The organism is Soonwooa sp. (assembly GCF_032062245.1).
GTDB lineage: Bacteria > Bacteroidota > Bacteroidia > Flavobacteriales > Weeksellaceae > Soonwooa.
The window spans coordinates 98,199-117,967 of record NZ_DAMBQF010000006.1 but is presented as its reverse complement, the minus strand read 5'-3'; the positions used below and the strand labels follow the sequence as shown (position 1 = coordinate 117,967).

Here is a 19,769-nt window from a genome sequence, read left to right as displayed (position 1 = left end):
TCGGCTTTCCTTTTTTTGCATAAAAAAGGCTATCTCTCTTTTGAGACAGCCTCTTCTAAATTGAGATTTTCAAAATTTGCATTTCTTGTCGTAGAATGATCGATAGTTTGTCTGTAACCTGCACTTACGGCAACTGCCCAATTGGGCGCAAAAAAATAGCCATAAGTCGGCAAAAAACGATAAGAATCTGAACTCGAATTATTAGAATCATCTTTGGTTGTGAAAAATCCGAATTGTCCAGAAACAAACTGCGTTCCCTTCGGAACTTGTGCATTGGCGAGGCTCAAAAATAAGAGCGCGGATAACATTGTAATTTTTTTCATGATAAATCATTTTTTAATGAAATTAAATTTGAATGTTGTAAATGTAAATAATAAAATACTAAAAAGTCTTTTATTTTAAAATGATTAATTTCATGTATTATTTCACAAAAATTGATGATACATTTGTCTTATGAAAATTTGGTTTTCAATAGTATTCTCTAGCCTTTTATTGCTTTGTAGCAGTCAATCTACATTGCTTTGGGTGGATTATTCTATAAACCAAGACTTCTACGAATTGCACTGTGAAAACAAAAGCAAGCCGCAATTGGAATGTCACGGAAAATGTCAAATGTCAAAAAATGAACAAACCAGCCAGAATGTTCAACTTCTGAAAATTTGCACAGAATTTATGTTTTTAAATCCTGCATCAGATACATTTTTTGAAATCGATTCAAAGTCTTATTTTGAATCTGAAAAGATAAATTTTATCACAAGTTTCTACCAATCTCCAACGGCAAAATTGTTGGACGAGCCTCCTATTGTTGGATAATTTTTAAAAATTATTTTTTCGAAGTTGGATTTATATAGAATTCAGCAAAGTAGTCATTCAACAATACAAAAAATCATGTTAGCAAAACATCAAAAAGCTATTTGCAAAATAGGTTTCGGCTTATTCTGCTCGGTGGCGAGCTTTAATTTTGCGCAAGCTCAAGACCAAGACAGCATAAAAATTCAGAATATCGAAGTCGTGAAAATCACGAAATTAAATATTCAAAATCATCAAAATTCAAAACAAATAAAAGTAAGTTCAACCCAACTTCTCGATCACGATGCAGGAAATTTCTTAAAAACTTTACCCGAAATTTCAGGAATCAAAAAAGCAGGAAACTTCGGTACAGATCCTGTTTTGAGAGGTTTTAAATATGAACAGCTTAACATCGTTACCGACGGCGCTGTTTATGCCATTAATGCTTGTCCAAGTCGCATGGATCCTTCGATTTCGCAAATTAATATGAATAGCGTTTCGGAAGCTCAAATCTACAAAGGACCTTATCAATTTCGTTTTGGATCAACCTTGGGTGGCACGATTAATTTCGTTTCAGAAAAACCAAATTTTACTGATAAAACCAAGTTAAAAAACAGATTTTCTAGCAGCTATGATATCAACGGTTCTATTTTTAGAAATGAATTGATGTCGCAACTTACTTCCAAAAAATTTAATGTGGATTTGTTTGGAAGTTACAACGATGGCGACCGATACAAAGATGGAAATGGCGACGAAGTTCGTTCCGCATTTAAACGTTATTCGATAGGTTCAAAAATTCAATACAAATGGTCGGATCACGAAATGACCAGTTTGCAAGTGAACACAAATCAAGGGCGAAATGTCGAATTTGCGGCTCTAAAAATGGATTTAATTTACGATAAAACGTGGATGGCTCAACTGAATCATCAAAGCATTTATAAAAATTCTCTTTTAAAAGAAATGGCTTACAATGCTTATTTCACGCAGGTTCACCACTCGATGGGTGATCCTAAAAGAATGATGGTAAGCAATGTCGCTTCTAAAACTTACGGTGGTAGAATTGAAAGCAAGTGGGGGAAAAATTCGTGGAATTTATATTCTGGTTTCGATTTTAAGCATGAACAAGCCGAAAACGAAAGCATGACGATGAGTTCGCCCATGATGATGCCTAAAGATGGGAGTTCATGGCAAGATTCTCACATCGATCAAGTCGGTTGGTTTAATGAATTTTCAAAGAATTTTGCCACTTCAAAACTTACGGCTTCTTATCGAATGGATTACAACACGGCAAACGCAGGAGAAATGTCCAAATTATTTGAGCAATTGTACGGCGGAATGAAGAGCGAGCAATTGAATCACAGTTTTAGTTTGGGTTATCAGCAAAAATTTGGTAAACATTCAGATTTGGCGATTTGGTTAGGTCGCGCGCAACGAAGCGGTAGTTTGACGGAGCGATTTATCAATCGTTTTCCGGTTGGAAATGATAATTATGATGTGGTCGGAAATCCTTTAGTTAAACCAGAAACTAACAATCAAGCGGATTTAATTTACACCTTCCACACCTCAAATTTCCATTTTCAAACGGATTTCTTTTATGCTTTTATGCAAAATTATATTGGCGCTGTGGTTAATCCTGATATTAAATTGAATTCCATGCAAAGTCCTGGCGTAAGACAAATTCAGAATATTGAAAAAGCGATGAAAGCTGGTGTTGAAGCTCGTTTGCAATGGCAATTTTTGCCCAATTACAAAACGGATGTTGCCGTTGCCTACACTTACGCCGAAGATTTGAACAAAAATATGCCTCTGGCAGAAATTACTCCACTCAACCTAAAATGGAATCTTGAAGGACAATATCAGCAATTTTCATACGGAATAAATTACCGTTTTTCGGGCGCTCAAAACCGTGTGAACACCGATTTTAAAGAATTGAAAACACCTGATTTTTCGGTGGTGGATTTATACACAAATTTTAAAATTCAAGAGAATATTAAATTTCAAGTTGAAGTCAGCAATTTGTTCAACAGAGCCTACGCAGAACATTTGAGTAGAACTTTGAGCAGCAACAATCAACAAAGAATTTTGGAACGCGGACGTAGTTTTAATCTTGGCGTTTTTGTGAATTTTTAAAAGAAAAAAAGGACTGAATTATTTCTTAATTTTCCCCTCGTCCGTTATCAACAAATAGCGATATTCAGGGAACTTTCGGACTAATTTCAGTCCTTCTTTTTCACCTAAAACCATGATGGAAGTGCTTAGCGCGTTGCAAAATTCAGAAGAAGGGCCGTAAATTGTGACGCTCGTAATTCCAGTTGCAGGAAATCCCGTTTTTGGATTGATGATATGAGAATAACGCACACCTTCGATTTCGGCGTACTTTTCATAACTTCCAGAAGTGGCAACAGCTGAGTTTTTAAGTTTTAAAACTTTAGCAACTTTCTGACGCTTAAAAGGATTTCGGATACCAATTGCCCAAGGTTTCCCGTTAGGTTGCGTTCCCCAAGTCGCAATATCGCCAGAAGCGTTTACAATTCCAGCTTTGATACCTTTTTTTTGCATAAATTCTCGACCTTTATCCGCAGCATAACCCTTTCCTATTGAACCAAAACCGATTTTCATGCCTTTATTTTTCAAGAAAATGGTTGAGTTTATGGAATCCAAAATAATATTTCGATAATCGACATTTGAAATCGATTTTTTGATGGATTCCTGACTTGGCATTTCGTTCATTGAACCATCAAAACGCCAAATTTTATCCATAGAAACCGTTGAAATATCGAACGCTCCGTTTGACATTTTAGAATAATCAATCGCACGATTTGTAAGATCAAAAACTTCCTTATCGACTTTCACAGGATGGATTCCTGCATTTTGATTGACTTGTGAAATCTGCGTATGCGGTTGCCATTCGGATATTAAATTTTCAATTCGACAAATTTCTTCAATGGTTAAATCAATATTTTTATTTGCACTCGCCGAATCTTTATCCACCAAAGTAATGTTAAAAATCGAACCCATCAAAGTGACTTGACGCTCGACTACAACAGGTTTTTGAGCGAAAACAAAGCTGCTTGGAAAAACCAAAAACAGAAGCGTAAAAACGATTCTGTTTTGGTACATTTTATATTTTTGATTTAATAACAATCCGTTAGAATTTGGTTTTCATACGAGCTTAGCGGCTGTTGATGATATTTTAAAGTGATTTCTTCTAAAACTTTTTCAACATCCCGTTGCATTTTTAACGCACCACAAATCATAATAATTCCGCCTTCTTTCAATAAATCAGCAAAATAGGTTTCATTATTTTTGATTAAATTCATCACATATTGCTTATTTCCTTCACGAGAAAAAGCCAAGTGTAAACTTTCTAAATGACCTTTCGATTGCTGTTCTTGTGCGAATTTTTGATATTCTTTGGCTTGCGAATTATCAAATCTAAAACCAGAATACAATCGAATATTTTTCTTACTGAAATTTTCATCAATCATTCCTAAAAACGGCGCGATTCCTGTTCCGTTTGCAATCATCGCAATTTTCTGAGCATCTTTCGGCAAATGGAATTTTGCATTTTCCATGATTCGTCCATTAATTTTGGAACCGATTTTTAATTGATGCAAATATTCAGAACCTAAACCACCAGGGAATAATTTAACCAACAATTGAATGTTTTGCCCGACTTTTCCAACCGAATAAAAACGCTCTTTATTATTGTTTTCAGGATAAATCGCAAGTAAATCTCCCGATTCAAAATTTTGTTTTTTTGTTGGTTTTAAAACAACTTTAAAAGTCGTATTCTCTTCTGTTGGAATCGATTTTTCAACCACTTCAAATTCTTTAAGATTTGGAATTTTAGCTTCGTAAACTGTTGGTGCCGTTGCCAAAGCCAATAAACTTTTCTCGCTCCAAAGTTTCGCCCAATGCACAAACTCTTGCGTCGATCTATCATTTACAGTACAGAAATTCACCAATTCGTTTGCCCAAGATTGTTCATTTAGAAGTTGATTAACCGAAACGGCAAATTCACAATAATCTGGATAGGATTTTGAACCAAAACCAACCACCGAAAACGAAATCGGATGATCTTGAGGTGTTCTTTTAACCAAATTATCAAAACGATTAGCATTGGTTGGCGCTTCTCCAAGTCCATAGGTTGACGTAAAAATCACCAAATGTTGCGCTTTTGGATAGGCCTCGTATTGATTCATTTGAGACAAAAAGGATTTCTTCCCTTGCCCTAACAATTGTTTGTGAATATTATCAGCAAAAGTTAGCGTTGTACCATTCTCAGAGCCGACCAATAAGATGATTTCGGCATCTTTGCTTTTGTATTGATTTTTAATTTTAGTTCGTGTTCTGCGGAACATAATCACGAAACCGGTGTAAATAAAAAACACAATATTCAACGAAGCTAAACCTAAGATAAATGCCCAAATACGGCTCGTTTTTCCTGTATGAAGATCGAGATTTATCTTTTCTAAAACTGCGGAATACGGATATTTGGTTTCAGAAATAATTTCGCCCGTAACTTGATTTACCGACACCGAACGATCTTTTAAATGAACGATAAACGGTTCGGCTTCATCATCAGGAACAAATGGAAATTCGATGCGTTCCACATCGTCCAAAGCCGTATTTTTAAAGAAAGGAATATCTTTTAAATCCTTGGCTTCACCAGCTTTCGCGGTATGTTTTATCTCTTGATTTTCACCTTTAAAAAAATCCAATCGAACCATGAAAATAATGGTTCCAGTTAAGGCAACAATCAAGATCGGAATCAATAATAATCGTCCCGAAACAACATGGAAATATTGCGAGAAGAAATCTTTTCGGATTCGTGTAAAGAAATGTTTTATCCCTTGTTGACGCTTTAAAATAAGGACAAAACCACTAATGGAAATCAAAAATAAAATGAAGGAAACCACGCCAACAATCGCTCTTCCGGTTTCTTTCAAAAACAAAGAACGGTGCAAAGCGGTCGTCCAATTGATGAAGTCGCTTTTGGGTTTTATATCGCCAATTTTCTTTCCAGAATTGGGATCAATATAGGATTTTACGGGATTTCCGTTTTCGTCCAAAGCGTCTATGGTCACGAAATCGTTGTGATCCACCTTCACTTCTATCACTTCAAAATACGAGTCTCGAAGTGTGGGCAAAACCTGTCCCAGATTGAGTTCTTGAAAATTTTCTACACGGTACGCCGGAGCTTTTTCATCTATCGCATCGTAGGCCAAAATAACGCCCGTAACCGACAGAATCAAAAGGAAAGCGGACGAAACAATCGCCAACGCCAAATGAGCATACCGCCAAATGGATACGGTCATTTTTTACTGAACTTTTAAAAATCGAATCGCTTTGATGTAACCGCCGCCCGTAACGCCCGCTTTATTGTCTAAAACTGCTGATGACAAAGCAACTTCCGCATCTTTTGCGTAGTATTTTTGAGTTTCAACGGCAGATTCAAAACGGATTTTGTAACCTTTGTCTAGTTTAGCTGTGTCAAATTCAATTAAACGCGTTGCTCTCGCCCCACCAGCAACCGAAGCGCCAGTGATTCCGTTTAATTTTTGCTTTTTAACTTTTTGAAATTTGTCCCATTCTTTCAGCGTGTTGTACCACTCGTTATCGGTTCCTAAAACGCCCAAAGTCTGCTCGTACTGTCCTTTCGGATTAATTAGTGAAATTAGCACATAGGCTTCTTTCCCCGAATAGGCATTCATCTGAATCATCGTTTTGTACTTCGTTGTTTGAGCGAAAACCGAATTGGACAAAACCAGTGCAAAAATGCTCAAAACCATAACTTTCCAGTTCTTTTTCATAATCTTTTATTTCAAAAAGTCGATTGACACTTTATTTTTTGTTAAGAATTCGTTTTCTTTAGCCAAATCGTATGCCGTTTCTTCGAACTCTGTTTTTAAATCTTTTCTAACACCTAAATCCACCAAAGTTTTTAGCATTTTATCGTCTTTAGAAACCAAAGCCGCCTTGTGTAAAGCTGAGTTTCCATCGGCATCTTGAGCATTAACATCAACTCCCAATTCCGCTGCTTTTTTCACTAAATCGATTTCACCTTTGTCAACAGCCAATAACAATAACGAGTTTCCGTTTTTTGGAGTCGATTTGAAATCAACACCAGCCGTTTGCAACAAAGCTTGTTTCGCTGTAAAATCTGCAATCGCTTCTGGATTTGATTTATACGAATTGAACCAATAATAAGCTAACGAATTTCCAGCTTTATCAGTCGCTTTTGCGTTGGCTCCGCTTTTAATTAATAAAGTTGCAACGTCAGCAGAACCGCTTTCAATTGCTTTCATTAACGCAGTTTGGCCTTTTACATTGGCTGCATTTACGTTTTTAGATTTTGCTAAAAGTGTTTCAATTACTTTCACATCTTTTCCTTGAGAAGCCATCATTAACGCCGTGTTGCCCTCTTTATCAGCAATTCCTGTATCAACACCTTTGTTCAAAAAATATTGAACAATTTCAAGATTTGGTCTTCTCATCAATGAATTTAAAATCGTTGCTCCATTTGGATTCAAAGCCTTTGGATTCAACTTATATTTTTCTACTAAAGTTTGGAAAACGTCCAATCCATTAGCTTTTGCACGCGAACCTTGCGTTGCAAAGAACAAAGCTTGGTCGGTTGGTTTTACCCCTTTCGCAACCAATTGATCTAAAATTTTGAAATTTCCCAACTTCATCGCATAATCTGCAACCGTTCTTCCCGCTGCATCTTTATCCTGAAGCGACAAACCTTTAGAAACGAAATAATTCGCCAACTTCAAATCATCATCATTCGCAATGCTCATCATGATTAAAGTTGAACCGTCTTCATGCTTTAATTTTGGATTAGCTCCAGCTTTAATTAACGCATCAAAAACTGCGGTATTTTGGTTTCCAGCTTCGGCTGCATACTCGATAACCGACGAACCGTGACTGTCTTTATAATGAACATCCGAACCTTTCGCCAAAAGATAATTCACCAATTCTAAATTTCCAGAAGCCGCTGCCCACTGCAAATACGTTCTAGAATGGTGTGTTTTTTTATCAATCGAATTTCCTGCTTGCTCCACCATAAATTGAACAACAGGCGTTGAAACCTTATTATTAATCGCCATTACAACGGGATCAAAGAATCCTCCGTTTTGTTGTGACGGACTATTTCCTTTTACGATTTCTGCTTTTACAGTTTCTAAAGTTGGGTTATTCTTCCAAAAAGCACCATCTAATAAAGTGTTTTTTTGAGCTTTCCCGAAAGCAAAAGCTACTAAAAAAACAGCAGCAAAAAAGATCTTTTTCATAAGGTATATGGTATAATTAATTCGTTAATTTTATTTATAATAATTATAAATAACAAAATTAAGAATAAAAATAACACCTCCAAAATAAATATTAAAAAAGTGATAAAATGCAGGAAATAAAAAACCGAACAAAAGAATTTGCTCGGGATTTATTTTATTCTTGTGAAACTTCGATTCGATAAATTTTTGCATCGGTTATCGGATCTTGAGTATCTATTAATTTTAAAATCTGATTTGCTTTTTTATAATGTTTAACCATTCCGTCAGCGGTTTGTTCTTGAAGAACTGGTTGGAATTTTAGTTCAGAAATTAATTTAAAATAATTGTCAAAAAAAACTTTACTTTCAAAACTATAAGTGATTTTGGAAGTAGCATAATTGTTTTTTGCAATTTCCTTCGCAAGCGAAGCATTTTCGCCACTATAATTGACGACTTTAACTTTACTAGATTCTATTTTATCAAAACCTGTGAACTTGTATTTCGTCATTTCTTTTTGAAAATCATCTTCATCCATCGAATTTAGTTTGGACAAATCTTCTATCGAGAAAAGTTGTGCAGAAACTAAGCTTCCGAAAATAATTGTGAAAACAAATGCGAAAACAAACTTAATAATTTAAGATTTAACGATAACCTTAGATTTAATGCTAATTAATTTATCCATCAGCTCTTCGCGAGAATCTGCGAGAACGTTAATGTGTCCCATTTTTCGACCAGGTTTGGTCTCTGTTTTTCCGTAAAGATGAACATAGGTTTTGGGCATTTTCATAACTTCATCTAGTCCGTCATAAATCACTTTTCCCATAAATCCGTCCGCTCCTACCAAGTTTAACATGCCACTAAATGTGAATGCCTCAGTATCTGCTAACGGAGAGTTTGTCACCACGCGATACATCTGCTCAAACTGAGAATTGGCGTTACCTTCTTGACTTTGATGTCCAGAATTGTGTAACCTAGGCGCAGTTTCGTTAACCCAAACTTTTCCATTTTTATCCAAAAATAATTCGATGGCAAAAAGTCCTGGAGATTCTACAACCTGCAAAAATTTGTTAGTAATCTTTTCTATCTGTTGCGCTACATCGTCGCTAATATTGGTTGGGCAAATATTAAAATCCAAAAGATTTAATTTGGGATCTGCAACCATTTCTGTTACGGGAAAAGTTTTGGTTTCGCCACGTTCATTTTTAGCAACGATAACGGATAATTCTTTATCGATATCGACTAATTTTTCTAAAACCGAATCTTCTACCCAAAGCTTTTTAAGATCGTCTGCATTCTTGATAAGTTGTACACCTTTACCATCATAACCGCCCGTATTAAGCTTCTGAACAAACGGAAATTCTATTTTGATTTCTTCGGAAGTGCCGTCCATAATTTCAAAATCTGGACTCGGGATATCATTCTCTTTATAAAACTCTTTTTGAAGAATCTTTTGTTGAATGGTTGTAATAATTTTAGAATTAGGAACCACTTTAACACCTTGATTTTCTAGTTCTGCCAAAGCATCAGCATTAACATGTTCTATCTCAATAGTTACAACATCTTTATCTTTTCCAAAATCTAAAACCGTTTGATAATCTTTAAAATTGCCTTGCGTAAAATAAGAAATATTGTGACAAGGGGCATCATAAGCGGGATCAATCGTATAAAATTCATCATCATACTTTAGTGCATTTTGGATAAACATTCGACCTAATTGTCCACCACCTAGAATTCCGATTTTCATTTTTCTTTTACTTTTAAATTAGATTGATTTTAGAATTTTAAGCTTTTTTTACAAATTCAGATTTTAAAGCCATTGCTCCAAAACCATCAATTTTGCAATCGATATTATGATCGCTATCAGGTCTTAGTCGAATATTTTTAACTTTGGTACCCGCTTTAACAGGCTTCGGCGCACCTTTAACAGGAAGATCTTTAACCACAACAACAGAATCGCCGTCTTTCAATTCGTTACCGTTAGCGTCCAAAATTCTGCCTTCCATGTCAATTTCTGCGGGATCCCACTCATTGAAACATTGAGAACAAGTCATTAAATTTCCGTTTTCGTAAGTATATTCTGATTGACATTTTGGACAGATGTGTGTTTCGCTCATGTTTAAAAAAATTATAATAATGCCAAAGATACCGAAGAAAACTAAGAAGTTAAAGTTTACAACAGAAAAATACAGAATATCTTGTAAAAGCGACGCAATACAATTATATTTGCGATATGACGGAAATCATAATTTTATTCCTAGGTGCAGTCTCAGCAGGACTATTAGGCTCACTAACAGGACTAGGCGGCGGCGTCATCATTATCCCGCTTTTAACATTAGGCTTCGGCGTCCCAATGCATTATGCCATCGGCGCATCTCTTATCTCGGTTATCGGCACATCTTCAGGTTCGGCGGTTGCTTTTGTTAAAGAAGGCTTCACCAATATGCGAATTGGGATGTTTTTAGAAATTGCAACAACTGCAGGCGCCATTTTGGGAGCTTTAGTTTCGGGGATGTTAAATCCTAACACCATCGGGATTATCTTTGCTAGTATTTTAATTTTAACCGTAATCTTAAATTTAAAAGGAAAACCTGATCATCAGGAAACTTTAATAAAAGGAAGTCTCGAGGACAAATTAAAACTTTATGGGACTTTCCCAGACAAAGGCGTTATTAAAAACTATTCGGCGAGAAACACAGTTCCTGGATTTTTGATGATGGTTTTTGCAGGTGCAATGTCTGGTTTACTTGGTATCGGATCTGGTGCACTAAAGGTTTTGGCCATGGATAATATGATGAAATTACCTTTCAAAGTTTCGACGACGACTAGTAATTTTATGATTGGTGTAACGGCAGTTGCTGGTGCGTTGATTTATTTTCAGCGAGGCGAAATTATCCCTGTTATTGTTGCGCCAGTATTAATTGGCGTTGTTGTGGGAAGTCTTATCGGCGCTAAAACTTTGATGGTTTCTAAAACTAAAAAACTAAAAACTTTCTTCGCGATTGTTATTACAATTTTGTCGATTTATATGATGTATAACGGGTTAACCAACAATTTTAAATAACGACAAATGAGAAAGGAATTCACAGATTTGGACCTTAACCGCTCAGTAGGAAATCTTCTTCGTCTGGGCGTTATTTTGTCAGTAACGACCTCATTAGTTGGTTTTATTAAGCTTTATCTTGAAGGTTTTGAAATGCCAAAAAACTACGATCAACTTGGTATTCCTAGTGAAAATGTATGGCAAAGCTTTTGGAATTCGCTTAAGCATTTTGAAGGCATGGGCATTATCCAATTAGGGATTTTACTGTTGATTCTCACCCCGTTAATGCGAATTATCTTTGCGCTAATCGGTTATCTAAAAGAGAAAGATTACACTTATGTTGTCATTTCGTTGATTGTTTTGGGAATTATGTTTGTAAGTTTTATTAGTGGTTATGCGCATTAATTATTTTTCGTAAAACTCCATTGGCAGTCCATCTGGATCTTGCGTAAAAAAGAATTTTTTCTCGGTAAATTCATCAATTCTGATGTCTTCACAGACTAAAGATTTTAAAATAAATTCTTGTCTTTTTTTCTCGACATCTTCAACCGAAAAAGCTAAATGTCATAGTCCACATGCTTCTGGTTGAGACATTCTTTTGGGTGGATTCGGGAACGAAAAAAGCTCGATAACATAATGATTATGAATCGATAAATCTAATTTGTAAGATTGTCTTTCTTCACGATAAACTTCACGAATAATATTTAAACCTAAAATTTCAGTGTAAAACTTTCTCGAAACCTCATAATCAGAACAAATTATTGCGATGTGGTGGATTTTCATAATGTTATTTTAAAATTTAAAATTAGATTTTTTTGTTCAAAATTGATCTTTCCCTTCATTTGAAATGATAAGATTTGCTTTGGTGAAACCACAAAGTGGCGAAAGTCCGCAAAATAAAATGATTTGTGTTTTTTCTTACTTTCATTTAAATATCATTAAAAAAAATTGAGCAGAATCTTCACTCTACTCAACTTATAAAATTATTTCTTTATTAAAAATTAAAACCTCATCACATCTTTAACAACGCCACCTTTTTGCGTAAATGGCAATAATTCTTGATTAATAAAGTTCTCGATTTTATCTTGTTCGGGATGATTCGGGAACAGAAGATGAACATTTGCACCAGCATCTAAAGTAAAAAATAACGGTAGACTCGTTATTCTTCGGAACTCCCAAATTTTATTAATCACTTCCAAAGTGCCTGTTTTCATCAAAATAAAAGCAGGATCGCTCATCATCATCATCGCATGAAGAGTCAAAGCTTCGTGTTCTGTCAATTTGATAAATCCATCCAAATCGCCAGTCGCTAGAATCGTTTTTAATGTGTCAAAATTCTCGTGAGCTTCTTGAAAACGTCTTTCTGCATAAGGATTTGTGTTCATCAATCCATGGCCAACAGTAGATGATACGCTTTTTTCACCTTCATGAATCAGCAAAACCCAATCGTTAAAATTTTTGAAAATCGAGTGAATTTCGTCCTTCGGATAAGGAACTGCAAACAAGTCCGAACTTTCTGCAACTTCCTTGGTTTTTCCCCAAACAATTAGGCCGTTGTAAAGGCTTCTACAAGCGCTCCCACTTCCCAATCTCGCTAAAAAACTAGCTTTTTGAATATCTAAGTTGCTGGTTGTTGGTTGGTGATTTTCCGCCGAAAATTTTTCGTCCAAAGCCATTAGACATTTTGCAATCGCGCCAAAACCAGAAGCCGAACTTGCAATACCAGAACTGTGAGGAAAAGTGTTTTCAGTTTTAATAATGAACTTACCTTTCAGAATCCAAGGTAAATACTTTTCGATGTTTTTAAAATATTTTTCAATTTTTTCAGCGAATTTTTTTTCTTCATTTCCTGCAAGAAAAGTTTGAACAGAAAATTCTTCGTTCGCTAAAAATTCCATCGTTGTATTGGTTTTACAGTTGTTAAGCGTATAACTAATACTTGGATTCGCTGGAATCTGATTTTCGTATTTTCCCCAATATTTAATAATCGCAATATTCGACGGACAAGATTCTGTCACCGTTTGATTACTAATATTAAAGTTTTTATTTCCTAAAAATTGATTTTCCATATTTTTTTCAGGACTGCGTCCTAGGTTATGATTATTTGTCCTTTCGGGATTATTGCGTAAATGTTTTATTTTCCTATGACTTCCGTCCTAGACTATGATAATTCATCCCTTCGGGATTTTATCACATATATTATACCTCCTATTCTGTACTTAATCGTCCCTTCGAAATTTTTAAAAATAAATTCATCTTTTAATAGGATTACATCCTATTCTATAATAAATTGTCCCTTCTAACTTTTTAAAAATAAATTCACCCTTTAATAGGATTACATCCTATTCTATAATAAATCGTCCCTTCGGGACTCGATTTTCAATTAATGACCTTTGTACATTTCTTCGATAAGATCAGCAAATTTTTCTAAAACCACTTTACGACGAACTTTCAAAGTTGGTGTCATCTCACCTAAATCCATTTGGAAATCTCGAGGTATCAAACTTATTTTTTTAATCTTTTCGTAAGATGCTAAATCTTTTTGAAGTTCATTTATTTTTTGATTGTAAAACTCCACAACTATCGGATTTTTAATTAAATCCTCGTGAGATTGATACGTAATATTTTCTTGTTTTGCTTTTTCTTCCAAAGTTTCAAAATTTGGAACAATTAAAGCTGTTACATAAGATCGACCTTCTGCAATAAGAACCGCTTGTTGTACAAAAGCATCGTTGGTCAAAAGATTCTCCGTCGCTTGTGGTGAAATATACTTCCCATTCGAGGTTTTCATCAAATCTTTGATACGATCAGTAATTGTCAAATTGCCTTCGGCGTCAATCGTTCCGCAATCTCCCGTCCGGAACCAACCATCTTCTGTAAAAACTTCCGCTGTTTCTTCTGGACGATTGTAGTAACCTTTCATGATGCCATTTCCTTTTGCAAGAATTTCTTCGTCATTACCAATTTTAATTTCAACGCCTGGTAACGTACGACCAGTTGTCCCAAATTTATATTTAGTTAAAGGATAAAGCGCCAAAGTTGCCGTCGTTTCAGTTAGTCCGTAGCCAACCGTCAAATGAATGCCCATCGCATCAAAAAATTTTGCAATCTCAGGAGAAATTGAAGCACCACCACAAGGCATAAACCATAATCGACCACCTAATTGTCCTTTTATCTTTTTGAAAACTAAAGTATCGGCAAGATTATATTTTAAACCCAATCCCAATGGAATTGATTTTTCTTGTCGTTTTAATTCGTGATATTGAGAACCAACACCCAAAGCCCAATTAAAGATCTTCTGTTTAGTTGGTGAAAAACTCTGAATCGTTTCTTGAATTTTAATATAAATCTTCTGATAAAATCTCGGAACCGAGCACATCATCGTTGGTTGCACAATCGGCAATTCTTCCGCAATGGCTTTTGTATTCGTCAAAAACGAAACTTTTGCACCGCCAGACATTGCTAATAAAGTCCAACTTCTTTCGAAAACGTGAGTTAATGGTAAAAACGCAAATGAATGTTCGTCTTCAAAGTTCTTAAATTTAAAAAATTCAAAATGTGCGTCAAAAGCTTTCACAAAATTCCCATGCATCAACATCACGCCTTTTGGTGTTCCTGTCGTACCAGAAGTATAAATGATGGTCGCCAAATCATCTTCTTGCATATCCAAAATCTCCAAGTTTTCGCTTGCAGGTTTTATGAATTTTTGAAGATGAATACTTTGGTCGTGAATAATTCTTTCGTAAGTTTTGGTAACGATAATTCTTTCAAGACTTGGACATTCTTCCAACAAAGCAATCGCGTTGTCGTAATGGTCTTTGTTACCTGTCAAGATAATTTTTGCACCCGAATCGAGGATAACATGCTTGGCTTGATCTTTAGTATTGCTCGAATATATCGGCACCGTTACTGCACCAATCGCCAAAGTCGCCAAGTCCATCGTAATCCACTCTGCCGAGTTGTCAGAATAGATCGCTACACGGTCACCTTTTTGTATGCCGGCTTCCTTCAATGCATTTGCGGTTTTGAAAACCACCGTCTTCAATTTTCTCCAATTAAGATGCGACCATCCTGCTCCACTTTTGAAACCGATAGCTTGCTTTAGAGGATAATTTTGTGCATTGGTTATCAAGAAATTTGCAATATTCATTTATTTATCTTGTATATAATTTTTCAAATGAAAATCGAAGCTTTCCGAAACGGGCATAAAATCGAAATTCAATTGTTTTTTAATTTTTTGATTGCTGAGTTTGGACTCAGAAGTTATGGCTTCAATATTAACTTTGTTCGCCATACGAAGACTCGGAATAAGCCAACCAAATAGCATGTTAAGCGTTTTTCCAATATTTAAAACAGATTTAGAAATAATTTTGACTGGTGATTGACCAACAGCTGTTCTCACTTTATTAGCGATGATTTCATTTTTAATATTTTCAGAATTTAAAACAAATCTTTGATCAAATATATTAGAATCCATCAACTGAATACTAATTTTTGCCACATCACGAACGTCAACATAACCTGATGATCCATCTGTCGAAAAGCCTGATTTTGCAAGTTGTCCAAACATCTCACCACTACTACTCGACCAATTGCCAGAACCAATGATAATCGACGGATTAACGATGACAACATTGAGTCCTTCAGCTGCTGCGCGCCAAATTTCCATTTCAGAGAAATGTTTGGATTTAGCATAAGCTGAATGATCTAATTTAGAATTAAAATCGCAGGTTTCGTCCTGTAATTTTTCGTCATTAAAACCATCTAAAACCGCTACAGAACTTACAAAACAAAATTTTTCGACACCAGAATCTTGTACTGCGTAAAGTAGATTTTTTGTTCCTTCGATATTGGTTTTGTACATCAAGTCACGATCTTTCGGGTGAAAGCTAACCTTTGCCGCACAATGGTAAATTTCGGAGACATTTTCAACGGCTTTTTCTAAAGAAAAAATATCGTCAAAATCGGTATTAATCCATTCGATTTGGTTAAAATAAAAATCAGGCTGATCGGTATAGAATTTATAAGAATTCAAAACATCTTTTAAATCGCTATTTGGACGTTTGGTAGCACGAACTTTACGTCCTTGTTTCAGAAGTTCTAAAACAATAACGCGCCCCAAAATCCCCGTTGCACCAGTTACTAAAATGTATTCTTCCTTCGGATGTGCCTCCAAGCTGTAGTTTTTATAAAATCAAGTTCCGACAAAGATACGCATTGAAACTCTAAATTAAAACCTCTTATTTATCAAACAAAAATGCTTTAACTGCAATTGCAAAATCAGTTGGATTATTGGCTTGCACCCAATGCGAGGCATTTGGAATCTCTACCAAATTAGAATTCGGAAACTGTTGCTTGATTAAGAAATCGTCTTGCGGAAGAATATAATTGGACTTAGAACCTTTTATAAACAAAGTCGGACCATTGTAAACACCAAATTTGATTGCGTTAGACACAAATTCTGTATAGTTATCCGCCAAAGTTTGTAGGTTAAAACGCCAGTCCAACTTCTTATCCTCTGTCCAATAAAGATTCTTCATCAAAAACTGAATAACAAAAGTCTCTGGGATAAATTCTTTGAGAACATCTTCCACATCGTGACGCGATTCAACTTTAGAAAAATCAACCGACTGCAAAGCTTTAATAATACCTTGATGATGTGCTGGATATGCTTTTGGCGAAATATCAACAACGATAAGTTTTTCTATTTTTTCAGGGAAATTAATAGCGCATTGCATTACCGCTTTTCCACCAAGAGAATGTCCCAAAAGATAGGCTTTATCCATGTTATGAGCATTCATGTAATTGATAATATCGTTTGCTAAATCATCATGCGTCATCGACGACGAATGAAAACTTCTGCCGTGATTTCTAAGATCCAACAAATGCGTTGGCATCATTTCTCCAAATTCTTTCCCGAAACTTCCCCAGTTGTCGAGCATTCCGAAAAGTCCATGTAGCACCAACAAAGGCGTCCCAGCCTTATCTTCTCCGTATATTTTAGAATGTAATATTTCCATTTTAAAACTTTTAATTTTGAATTTTAGATTTTAAATATTTTCCAAAATTCATAATTAATAATTCATCATTTATGTTCTACCATTTCGCCAATCTCTTCAGATAAGCTTGGATGGTGTTTTCTAATCCCATGTACAAAGCTTCCGAAATCAAAGCATGACCAATCGAAACTTCCAATAAGTTAGGAATATTGTCAGAAAAATATTTTAAATTGTCTAAACTTAAATCATGTCCTGCGTTAATTCCTAAACCAAATTCGGTTGCTTTAAGTGAAGTTTCGTAGTAATCTTTAATCGCTGCTTCAGGATTATTTGGATATTCTTTTGCAAAAGCTTCTGTGTAAAGTTCGATTCGATCTGCTCCCGTTTTTGCTGCCCACTCTACCATTTCGGGATATGGATCTAAGAAAATCGAAGTTCGAATTCCCGCATTTTTAAAAGTCGAAACGATGTCTGTCAACTTATCCAAATGCGTTTTACAATCCCAGCCAGCATTTGATGTAATCGCATCTTCTGCATCAGGAACTAAAGTTACTTGCTCAGGCTTCACTTCCAAAACCATTTTAATAAAATCTGGATAAGGATTTCCTTCAATATTAAATTCGGTTGTGACCAAAGGTTTTAGATTATAAACATCTTTGCGAGTGATATGTCTTTCATCAGGTCTTGGATGAATGGTAATACCTTGTGCGCCAAATTTCTGCGCATCGATTGCAATTTGTGTTACACTTGGCACATCACCACCTCTTGCATTTCTTAAAGTTGCAATTTTATTGATATTGACACTTAGTTTTGTTGTCATTTTTTAATTTGATTTTAAATTTTATTGACTTGCATAATCTCCAACTCAAAGTCTTGCGCTGCGACCAAAAGATGGTCAAAAATATCTGACTGAACGCGCTCGTAGTCTGCTAAATTCGAGTAAATTGTAAAACAATAAATCTCCAATGGAAGACCTTGCGTTGTGTTTTCGAGTTGTCGAACGAGGATAATTTCCTTCTGCTCGATATTAGGATTATGTTTAAGATAAGCTTCTACATACTTTCTGAAAACCCCAATATTGGTCAATTGTTGACGGTTGAGATCATTTTCAGGATTCTGATAATCGTTTTGTTCCCTTGCGATTTCGGAACGTTTGGTTTTAATATAATCAGAAATTAAATTTACTTTTTCTAAACGATCTAGATCTGCTTCTTCTAAAAAATGAAAAGATTTAATATTAAAAATCATCGAACGCTTTATACGACGAAGATTTCCTTCGGTCATCACTTGATAATTTCGAATTTCGGTGGTCATCAAATCATAAGTCGGAACGGTAGAAATTGTCTTATCAAAATTCATAATTTTGGTTGTTAAAAGACTAATTTCCATAACATTACCCTCCAAATTATATTTCGGAATGCCAATCCAATCACCAACTTTCAAACTTCGAGAGGTCGCCACATGGATCCCTGTTACAAAACCCAAAATAGTATCTCTAAACACCAAAACCATTACTGCAGTAATTGCCCCAAGACTTCCCAAAATTGTCCCAGCACTGATGTTAAATATGATTTTGATAGCGATAAAAAACAAAATTACACCACCAAAAATCTTAACGGTTTGCGAAATCGCACGAAAAGCAATCAATTTGTAACTGTCTTTTGTAAGGATATAATACTTCTCAATCGCGTTGTAAAGTCGCAAGCCCAAACCAGCGATAACAACAACTTGCCCAATGTCGACAATCTTATCGAGAATACCTTTAGTAATCTTATGCATGCCCGCATAAAAAATGGAATCCAGAGCAAACGTACAAAGACCCAACGCAATAATGTGCGCAATTGAGTTAAAAAAACGAGCTTTAATTAAAGAATAGACAAATGGATACTTTTCTGGATTCGAAAAATATTTTGAAACCAGTTTAAAGCCTAATTTGATTAGAAAATCTACTAAAAATAAAAAGCCTAATAGCACCAAAATTTTGCACGTCACCTGAAAAATCCAAGCAGCATCACCTCGAAAATACTGTGCAAAAAAAACATTAATCTGGTCACTAATGTTTTGCAAAAAATCTTTGGTATCGTCCAATTCGTCTTTCATATTTACAAAATTAACAATTTATTTTTCACCTTACCGAAAATCCTTATTTTTAACTCAAATTTAGAACATGGAGGAAGGATTAATCACACTTGTCAGCATCATATTATTAATCATCGGGATTCTTGGGACGTTTCTCCCCGTATTACCAGGATTGGTCATAAGTTTGGCTGGCTTTTTAATTTTTAAATTTGGGACAGATTCGGATATGCCGATGTTGTACGTTTGGATTTTCGGAATTTTGACAGCAATTTCTGCGGTTCTCAATTATGTAATTCCTGCAAGAACTAATAAAAAATATGGCGGAACACGCTGGGGAAGCATTGGCTCGTTTGTTGGGACGATTGCAGGTATGTTTTTAATTCCGGTTCCTTTTGGCTTTTTAATTGGGATGCTTTTGGGCGTATTAATCGGAGAACTTCTGCATGACATGAACGACAAGAAAAAAGCTTTCAACTCGATGAAAGGCGCTTTAATAGGCTTCCTTTATGGGACAGGATTTAACTTCATGGTCGGAATGGCAATGTTTTTGGTAGTTATGTATTATGCATTTTTTTAAATACATTT

At 35.3% G+C, this 19,769-nt stretch carries 19 protein-coding genes and 1 pseudogene; 5 read left to right on the top strand and 15 right to left on the bottom strand.

Features of this window, described 5'->3' with window-relative positions:
* Positions 1 to 29 precede the first annotated feature (29 nt).
* Entirely contained in the window at positions 30 to 323 is a 294-nt protein-coding gene (locus RT037_RS05535; RefSeq protein ID WP_313028696.1) for a hypothetical protein, read from the bottom strand.
* Positions 324 to 525: 202 nt separating this feature from the next.
* On the opposite strand from RT037_RS05535, the gene RT037_RS05530 reads away from it, so the two are divergent.
* Entirely contained in the window at positions 526 to 813 is a 288-nt protein-coding gene (locus tag RT037_RS05530) for a hypothetical protein (protein WP_313028695.1), read from the top strand.
* A gap of 75 nt (positions 814 to 888) precedes the next feature.
* On the top strand, positions 889 to 2,919 hold the full coding sequence (locus RT037_RS05525; protein WP_313028694.1) for a TonB-dependent receptor domain-containing protein: 2,031 nt from the start codon (positions 889 to 891) through the stop codon (positions 2,917 to 2,919).
* Positions 2,920 to 2,937: 18 nt separating this feature from the next.
* Here the strand turns inward: RT037_RS05525 and RT037_RS05520 are convergent, their stop codons facing one another.
* The 7 genes from RT037_RS05520 to RT037_RS05490 form a co-directional block, all read right to left on the bottom strand.
* Positions 2,938 to 3,909, bottom strand: coding sequence for an FAD:protein FMN transferase (locus tag RT037_RS05520; RefSeq protein ID WP_313028693.1), 972 nt, complete (start codon positions 3,907 to 3,909; stop codon positions 2,938 to 2,940).
* 14 nt (positions 3,910 to 3,923) lie between these two features.
* The gene (locus tag RT037_RS05515; RefSeq protein ID WP_313028692.1) at positions 3,924 to 6,110 is read right to left on the bottom strand and encodes a PepSY domain-containing protein; all 2,187 of its coding nucleotides are present in this window, start codon (positions 6,108 to 6,110) and stop codon (positions 3,924 to 3,926) included.
* Positions 6,111 to 6,113: 3 nt separating this feature from the next.
* Positions 6,114 to 6,605 carry a DUF2271 domain-containing protein gene (locus RT037_RS05510; protein WP_313028691.1) on the bottom strand — a complete coding sequence of 164 codons (492 nt, stop codon included), beginning with the start codon at positions 6,603 to 6,605 and terminating at the stop codon, positions 6,114 to 6,116.
* Between the two features lie 6 nt (positions 6,606 to 6,611).
* Entirely contained in the window at positions 6,612 to 8,087 is a 1,476-nt protein-coding gene (locus tag RT037_RS05505; RefSeq protein ID WP_313028689.1) for an ankyrin repeat domain-containing protein, read from the bottom strand.
* Positions 8,088 to 8,241: 154 nt separating this feature from the next.
* Positions 8,242 to 8,619 carry a hypothetical protein gene (locus RT037_RS05500; RefSeq protein WP_313028688.1) on the bottom strand — a complete coding sequence of 126 codons (378 nt, stop codon included), beginning with the start codon at positions 8,617 to 8,619 and terminating at the stop codon, positions 8,242 to 8,244.
* 81 nt (positions 8,620 to 8,700) lie between these two features.
* The gene (locus tag RT037_RS05495; protein ID WP_312324138.1) at positions 8,701 to 9,810 is read right to left on the bottom strand and encodes a 5-(carboxyamino)imidazole ribonucleotide synthase; all 1,110 of its coding nucleotides are present in this window, start codon (positions 9,808 to 9,810) and stop codon (positions 8,701 to 8,703) included.
* A gap of 37 nt (positions 9,811 to 9,847) precedes the next feature.
* Positions 9,848 to 10,180, bottom strand: a complete 333-nt coding sequence (locus tag RT037_RS05490) for a zinc ribbon domain-containing protein YjdM (protein ID WP_313028687.1) — start codon at positions 10,178 to 10,180, stop codon at positions 9,848 to 9,850.
* Positions 10,181 to 10,296: 116 nt separating this feature from the next.
* Here RT037_RS05490 and RT037_RS05485 point away from each other — a divergent pair, with 116 nt between their 5' ends.
* A complete protein-coding gene (locus RT037_RS05485) occupies positions 10,297 to 11,127 on the top strand; it encodes a sulfite exporter TauE/SafE family protein (protein ID WP_079668086.1) in 831 nt (276 codons plus the stop codon).
* 6 nt (positions 11,128 to 11,133) lie between these two features.
* Positions 11,134 to 11,511: a DUF1634 domain-containing protein gene (locus tag RT037_RS05480; protein WP_079668088.1), complete on the top strand. Its 378-nt coding sequence runs from the start codon at positions 11,134 to 11,136 to the stop codon at positions 11,509 to 11,511.
* On the opposite strand, the pseudogene RT037_RS05475 reads toward RT037_RS05480, so the two are convergent.
* From RT037_RS05475 to RT037_RS05445, 7 genes and pseudogenes are all read right to left on the bottom strand, one after another.
* A pseudogene (locus RT037_RS05475) lies at positions 11,512 to 11,889 on the bottom strand (VOC family protein).
* A gap of 218 nt (positions 11,890 to 12,107) precedes the next feature.
* Complete coding sequence (locus tag RT037_RS05470) at positions 12,108 to 13,175, bottom strand: diphosphomevalonate decarboxylase (protein ID WP_313028683.1); 1,068 nt, start codon at positions 13,173 to 13,175, stop codon at positions 12,108 to 12,110.
* A 314-nt stretch (positions 13,176 to 13,489) separates the two neighbouring features.
* Positions 13,490 to 15,256, bottom strand: a complete 1,767-nt coding sequence (locus RT037_RS05465) for a long-chain fatty acid--CoA ligase (RefSeq protein WP_313028682.1) — start codon at positions 15,254 to 15,256, stop codon at positions 13,490 to 13,492.
* Positions 15,257 to 16,282, bottom strand: coding sequence for an NAD-dependent epimerase/dehydratase family protein (locus tag RT037_RS05460; protein ID WP_313028681.1), 1,026 nt, complete (start codon positions 16,280 to 16,282; stop codon positions 15,257 to 15,259). It abuts the gene before it with no gap.
* A 64-nt stretch (positions 16,283 to 16,346) separates the two neighbouring features.
* Positions 16,347 to 17,126 (bottom strand): alpha/beta fold hydrolase, encoded by a 780-nt coding sequence (locus RT037_RS05455; RefSeq protein ID WP_313028680.1) that lies wholly within the window; start codon positions 17,124 to 17,126, stop codon positions 16,347 to 16,349.
* Positions 17,127 to 17,202: 76 nt separating this feature from the next.
* Positions 17,203 to 17,925, bottom strand: coding sequence for a pyridoxine 5'-phosphate synthase (locus RT037_RS05450; protein WP_312322896.1), 723 nt, complete (start codon positions 17,923 to 17,925; stop codon positions 17,203 to 17,205).
* A gap of 14 nt (positions 17,926 to 17,939) precedes the next feature.
* Positions 17,940 to 19,205, bottom strand: coding sequence for a mechanosensitive ion channel domain-containing protein (locus RT037_RS05445; protein WP_313028678.1), 1,266 nt, complete (start codon positions 19,203 to 19,205; stop codon positions 17,940 to 17,942).
* A gap of 67 nt (positions 19,206 to 19,272) precedes the next feature.
* Between RT037_RS05445 and RT037_RS05440 the strand changes: the two genes are divergently transcribed.
* Positions 19,273 to 19,761, top strand: coding sequence for a DUF456 domain-containing protein (locus tag RT037_RS05440; protein WP_312322898.1), 489 nt, complete (start codon positions 19,273 to 19,275; stop codon positions 19,759 to 19,761).
* Positions 19,762 to 19,769 lie beyond the last annotated feature (8 nt).

Coding starts and splice junctions, on each gene's coding strand:
- RT037_RS05495 (WP_312324138.1), bottom strand. CDS start 9,810: ATGAAAATCGGAATTCTAGGTGGTGGACAATTAGGTCGAATGTTTATC.
- RT037_RS05450 (WP_312322896.1), bottom strand. CDS start 17,925: ATGACAACAAAACTAAGTGTCAATATCAATAAAATTGCAACTTTAAGA.
- RT037_RS05515 (WP_313028692.1), bottom strand. CDS start 6,110: ATGACCGTATCCATTTGGCGGTATGCTCATTTGGCGTTGGCGATTGTT.
- RT037_RS05445 (WP_313028678.1), bottom strand. CDS start 19,205: ATGAAAGACGAATTGGACGATACCAAAGATTTTTTGCAAAACATTAGT.
- RT037_RS05485 (WP_079668086.1), top strand. CDS start 10,297: ATGACGGAAATCATAATTTTATTCCTAGGTGCAGTCTCAGCAGGACTA.
- RT037_RS05525 (WP_313028694.1), top strand. CDS start 889: ATGTTAGCAAAACATCAAAAAGCTATTTGCAAAATAGGTTTCGGCTTA.
- RT037_RS05455 (WP_313028680.1), bottom strand. CDS start 17,126: ATGGAAATATTACATTCTAAAATATACGGAGAAGATAAGGCTGGGACG.
- RT037_RS05465 (WP_313028682.1), bottom strand. CDS start 15,256: ATGAATATTGCAAATTTCTTGATAACCAATGCACAAAATTATCCTCTA.
- RT037_RS05440 (WP_312322898.1), top strand. CDS start 19,273: ATGGAGGAAGGATTAATCACACTTGTCAGCATCATATTATTAATCATC.
- RT037_RS05470 (WP_313028683.1), bottom strand. CDS start 13,175: ATGGAAAATCAATTTTTAGGAAATAAAAACTTTAATATTAGTAATCAA.
- RT037_RS05510 (WP_313028691.1), bottom strand. CDS start 6,605: ATGAAAAAGAACTGGAAAGTTATGGTTTTGAGCATTTTTGCACTGGTT.
- RT037_RS05505 (WP_313028689.1), bottom strand. CDS start 8,087: ATGAAAAAGATCTTTTTTGCTGCTGTTTTTTTAGTAGCTTTTGCTTTC.
- RT037_RS05480 (WP_079668088.1), top strand. CDS start 11,134: ATGAGAAAGGAATTCACAGATTTGGACCTTAACCGCTCAGTAGGAAAT.
- RT037_RS05535 (WP_313028696.1), bottom strand. CDS start 323: ATGAAAAAAATTACAATGTTATCCGCGCTCTTATTTTTGAGCCTCGCC.
- RT037_RS05520 (WP_313028693.1), bottom strand. CDS start 3,909: ATGTACCAAAACAGAATCGTTTTTACGCTTCTGTTTTTGGTTTTTCCA.
- RT037_RS05490 (WP_313028687.1), bottom strand. CDS start 10,180: ATGAGCGAAACACACATCTGTCCAAAATGTCAATCAGAATATACTTAC.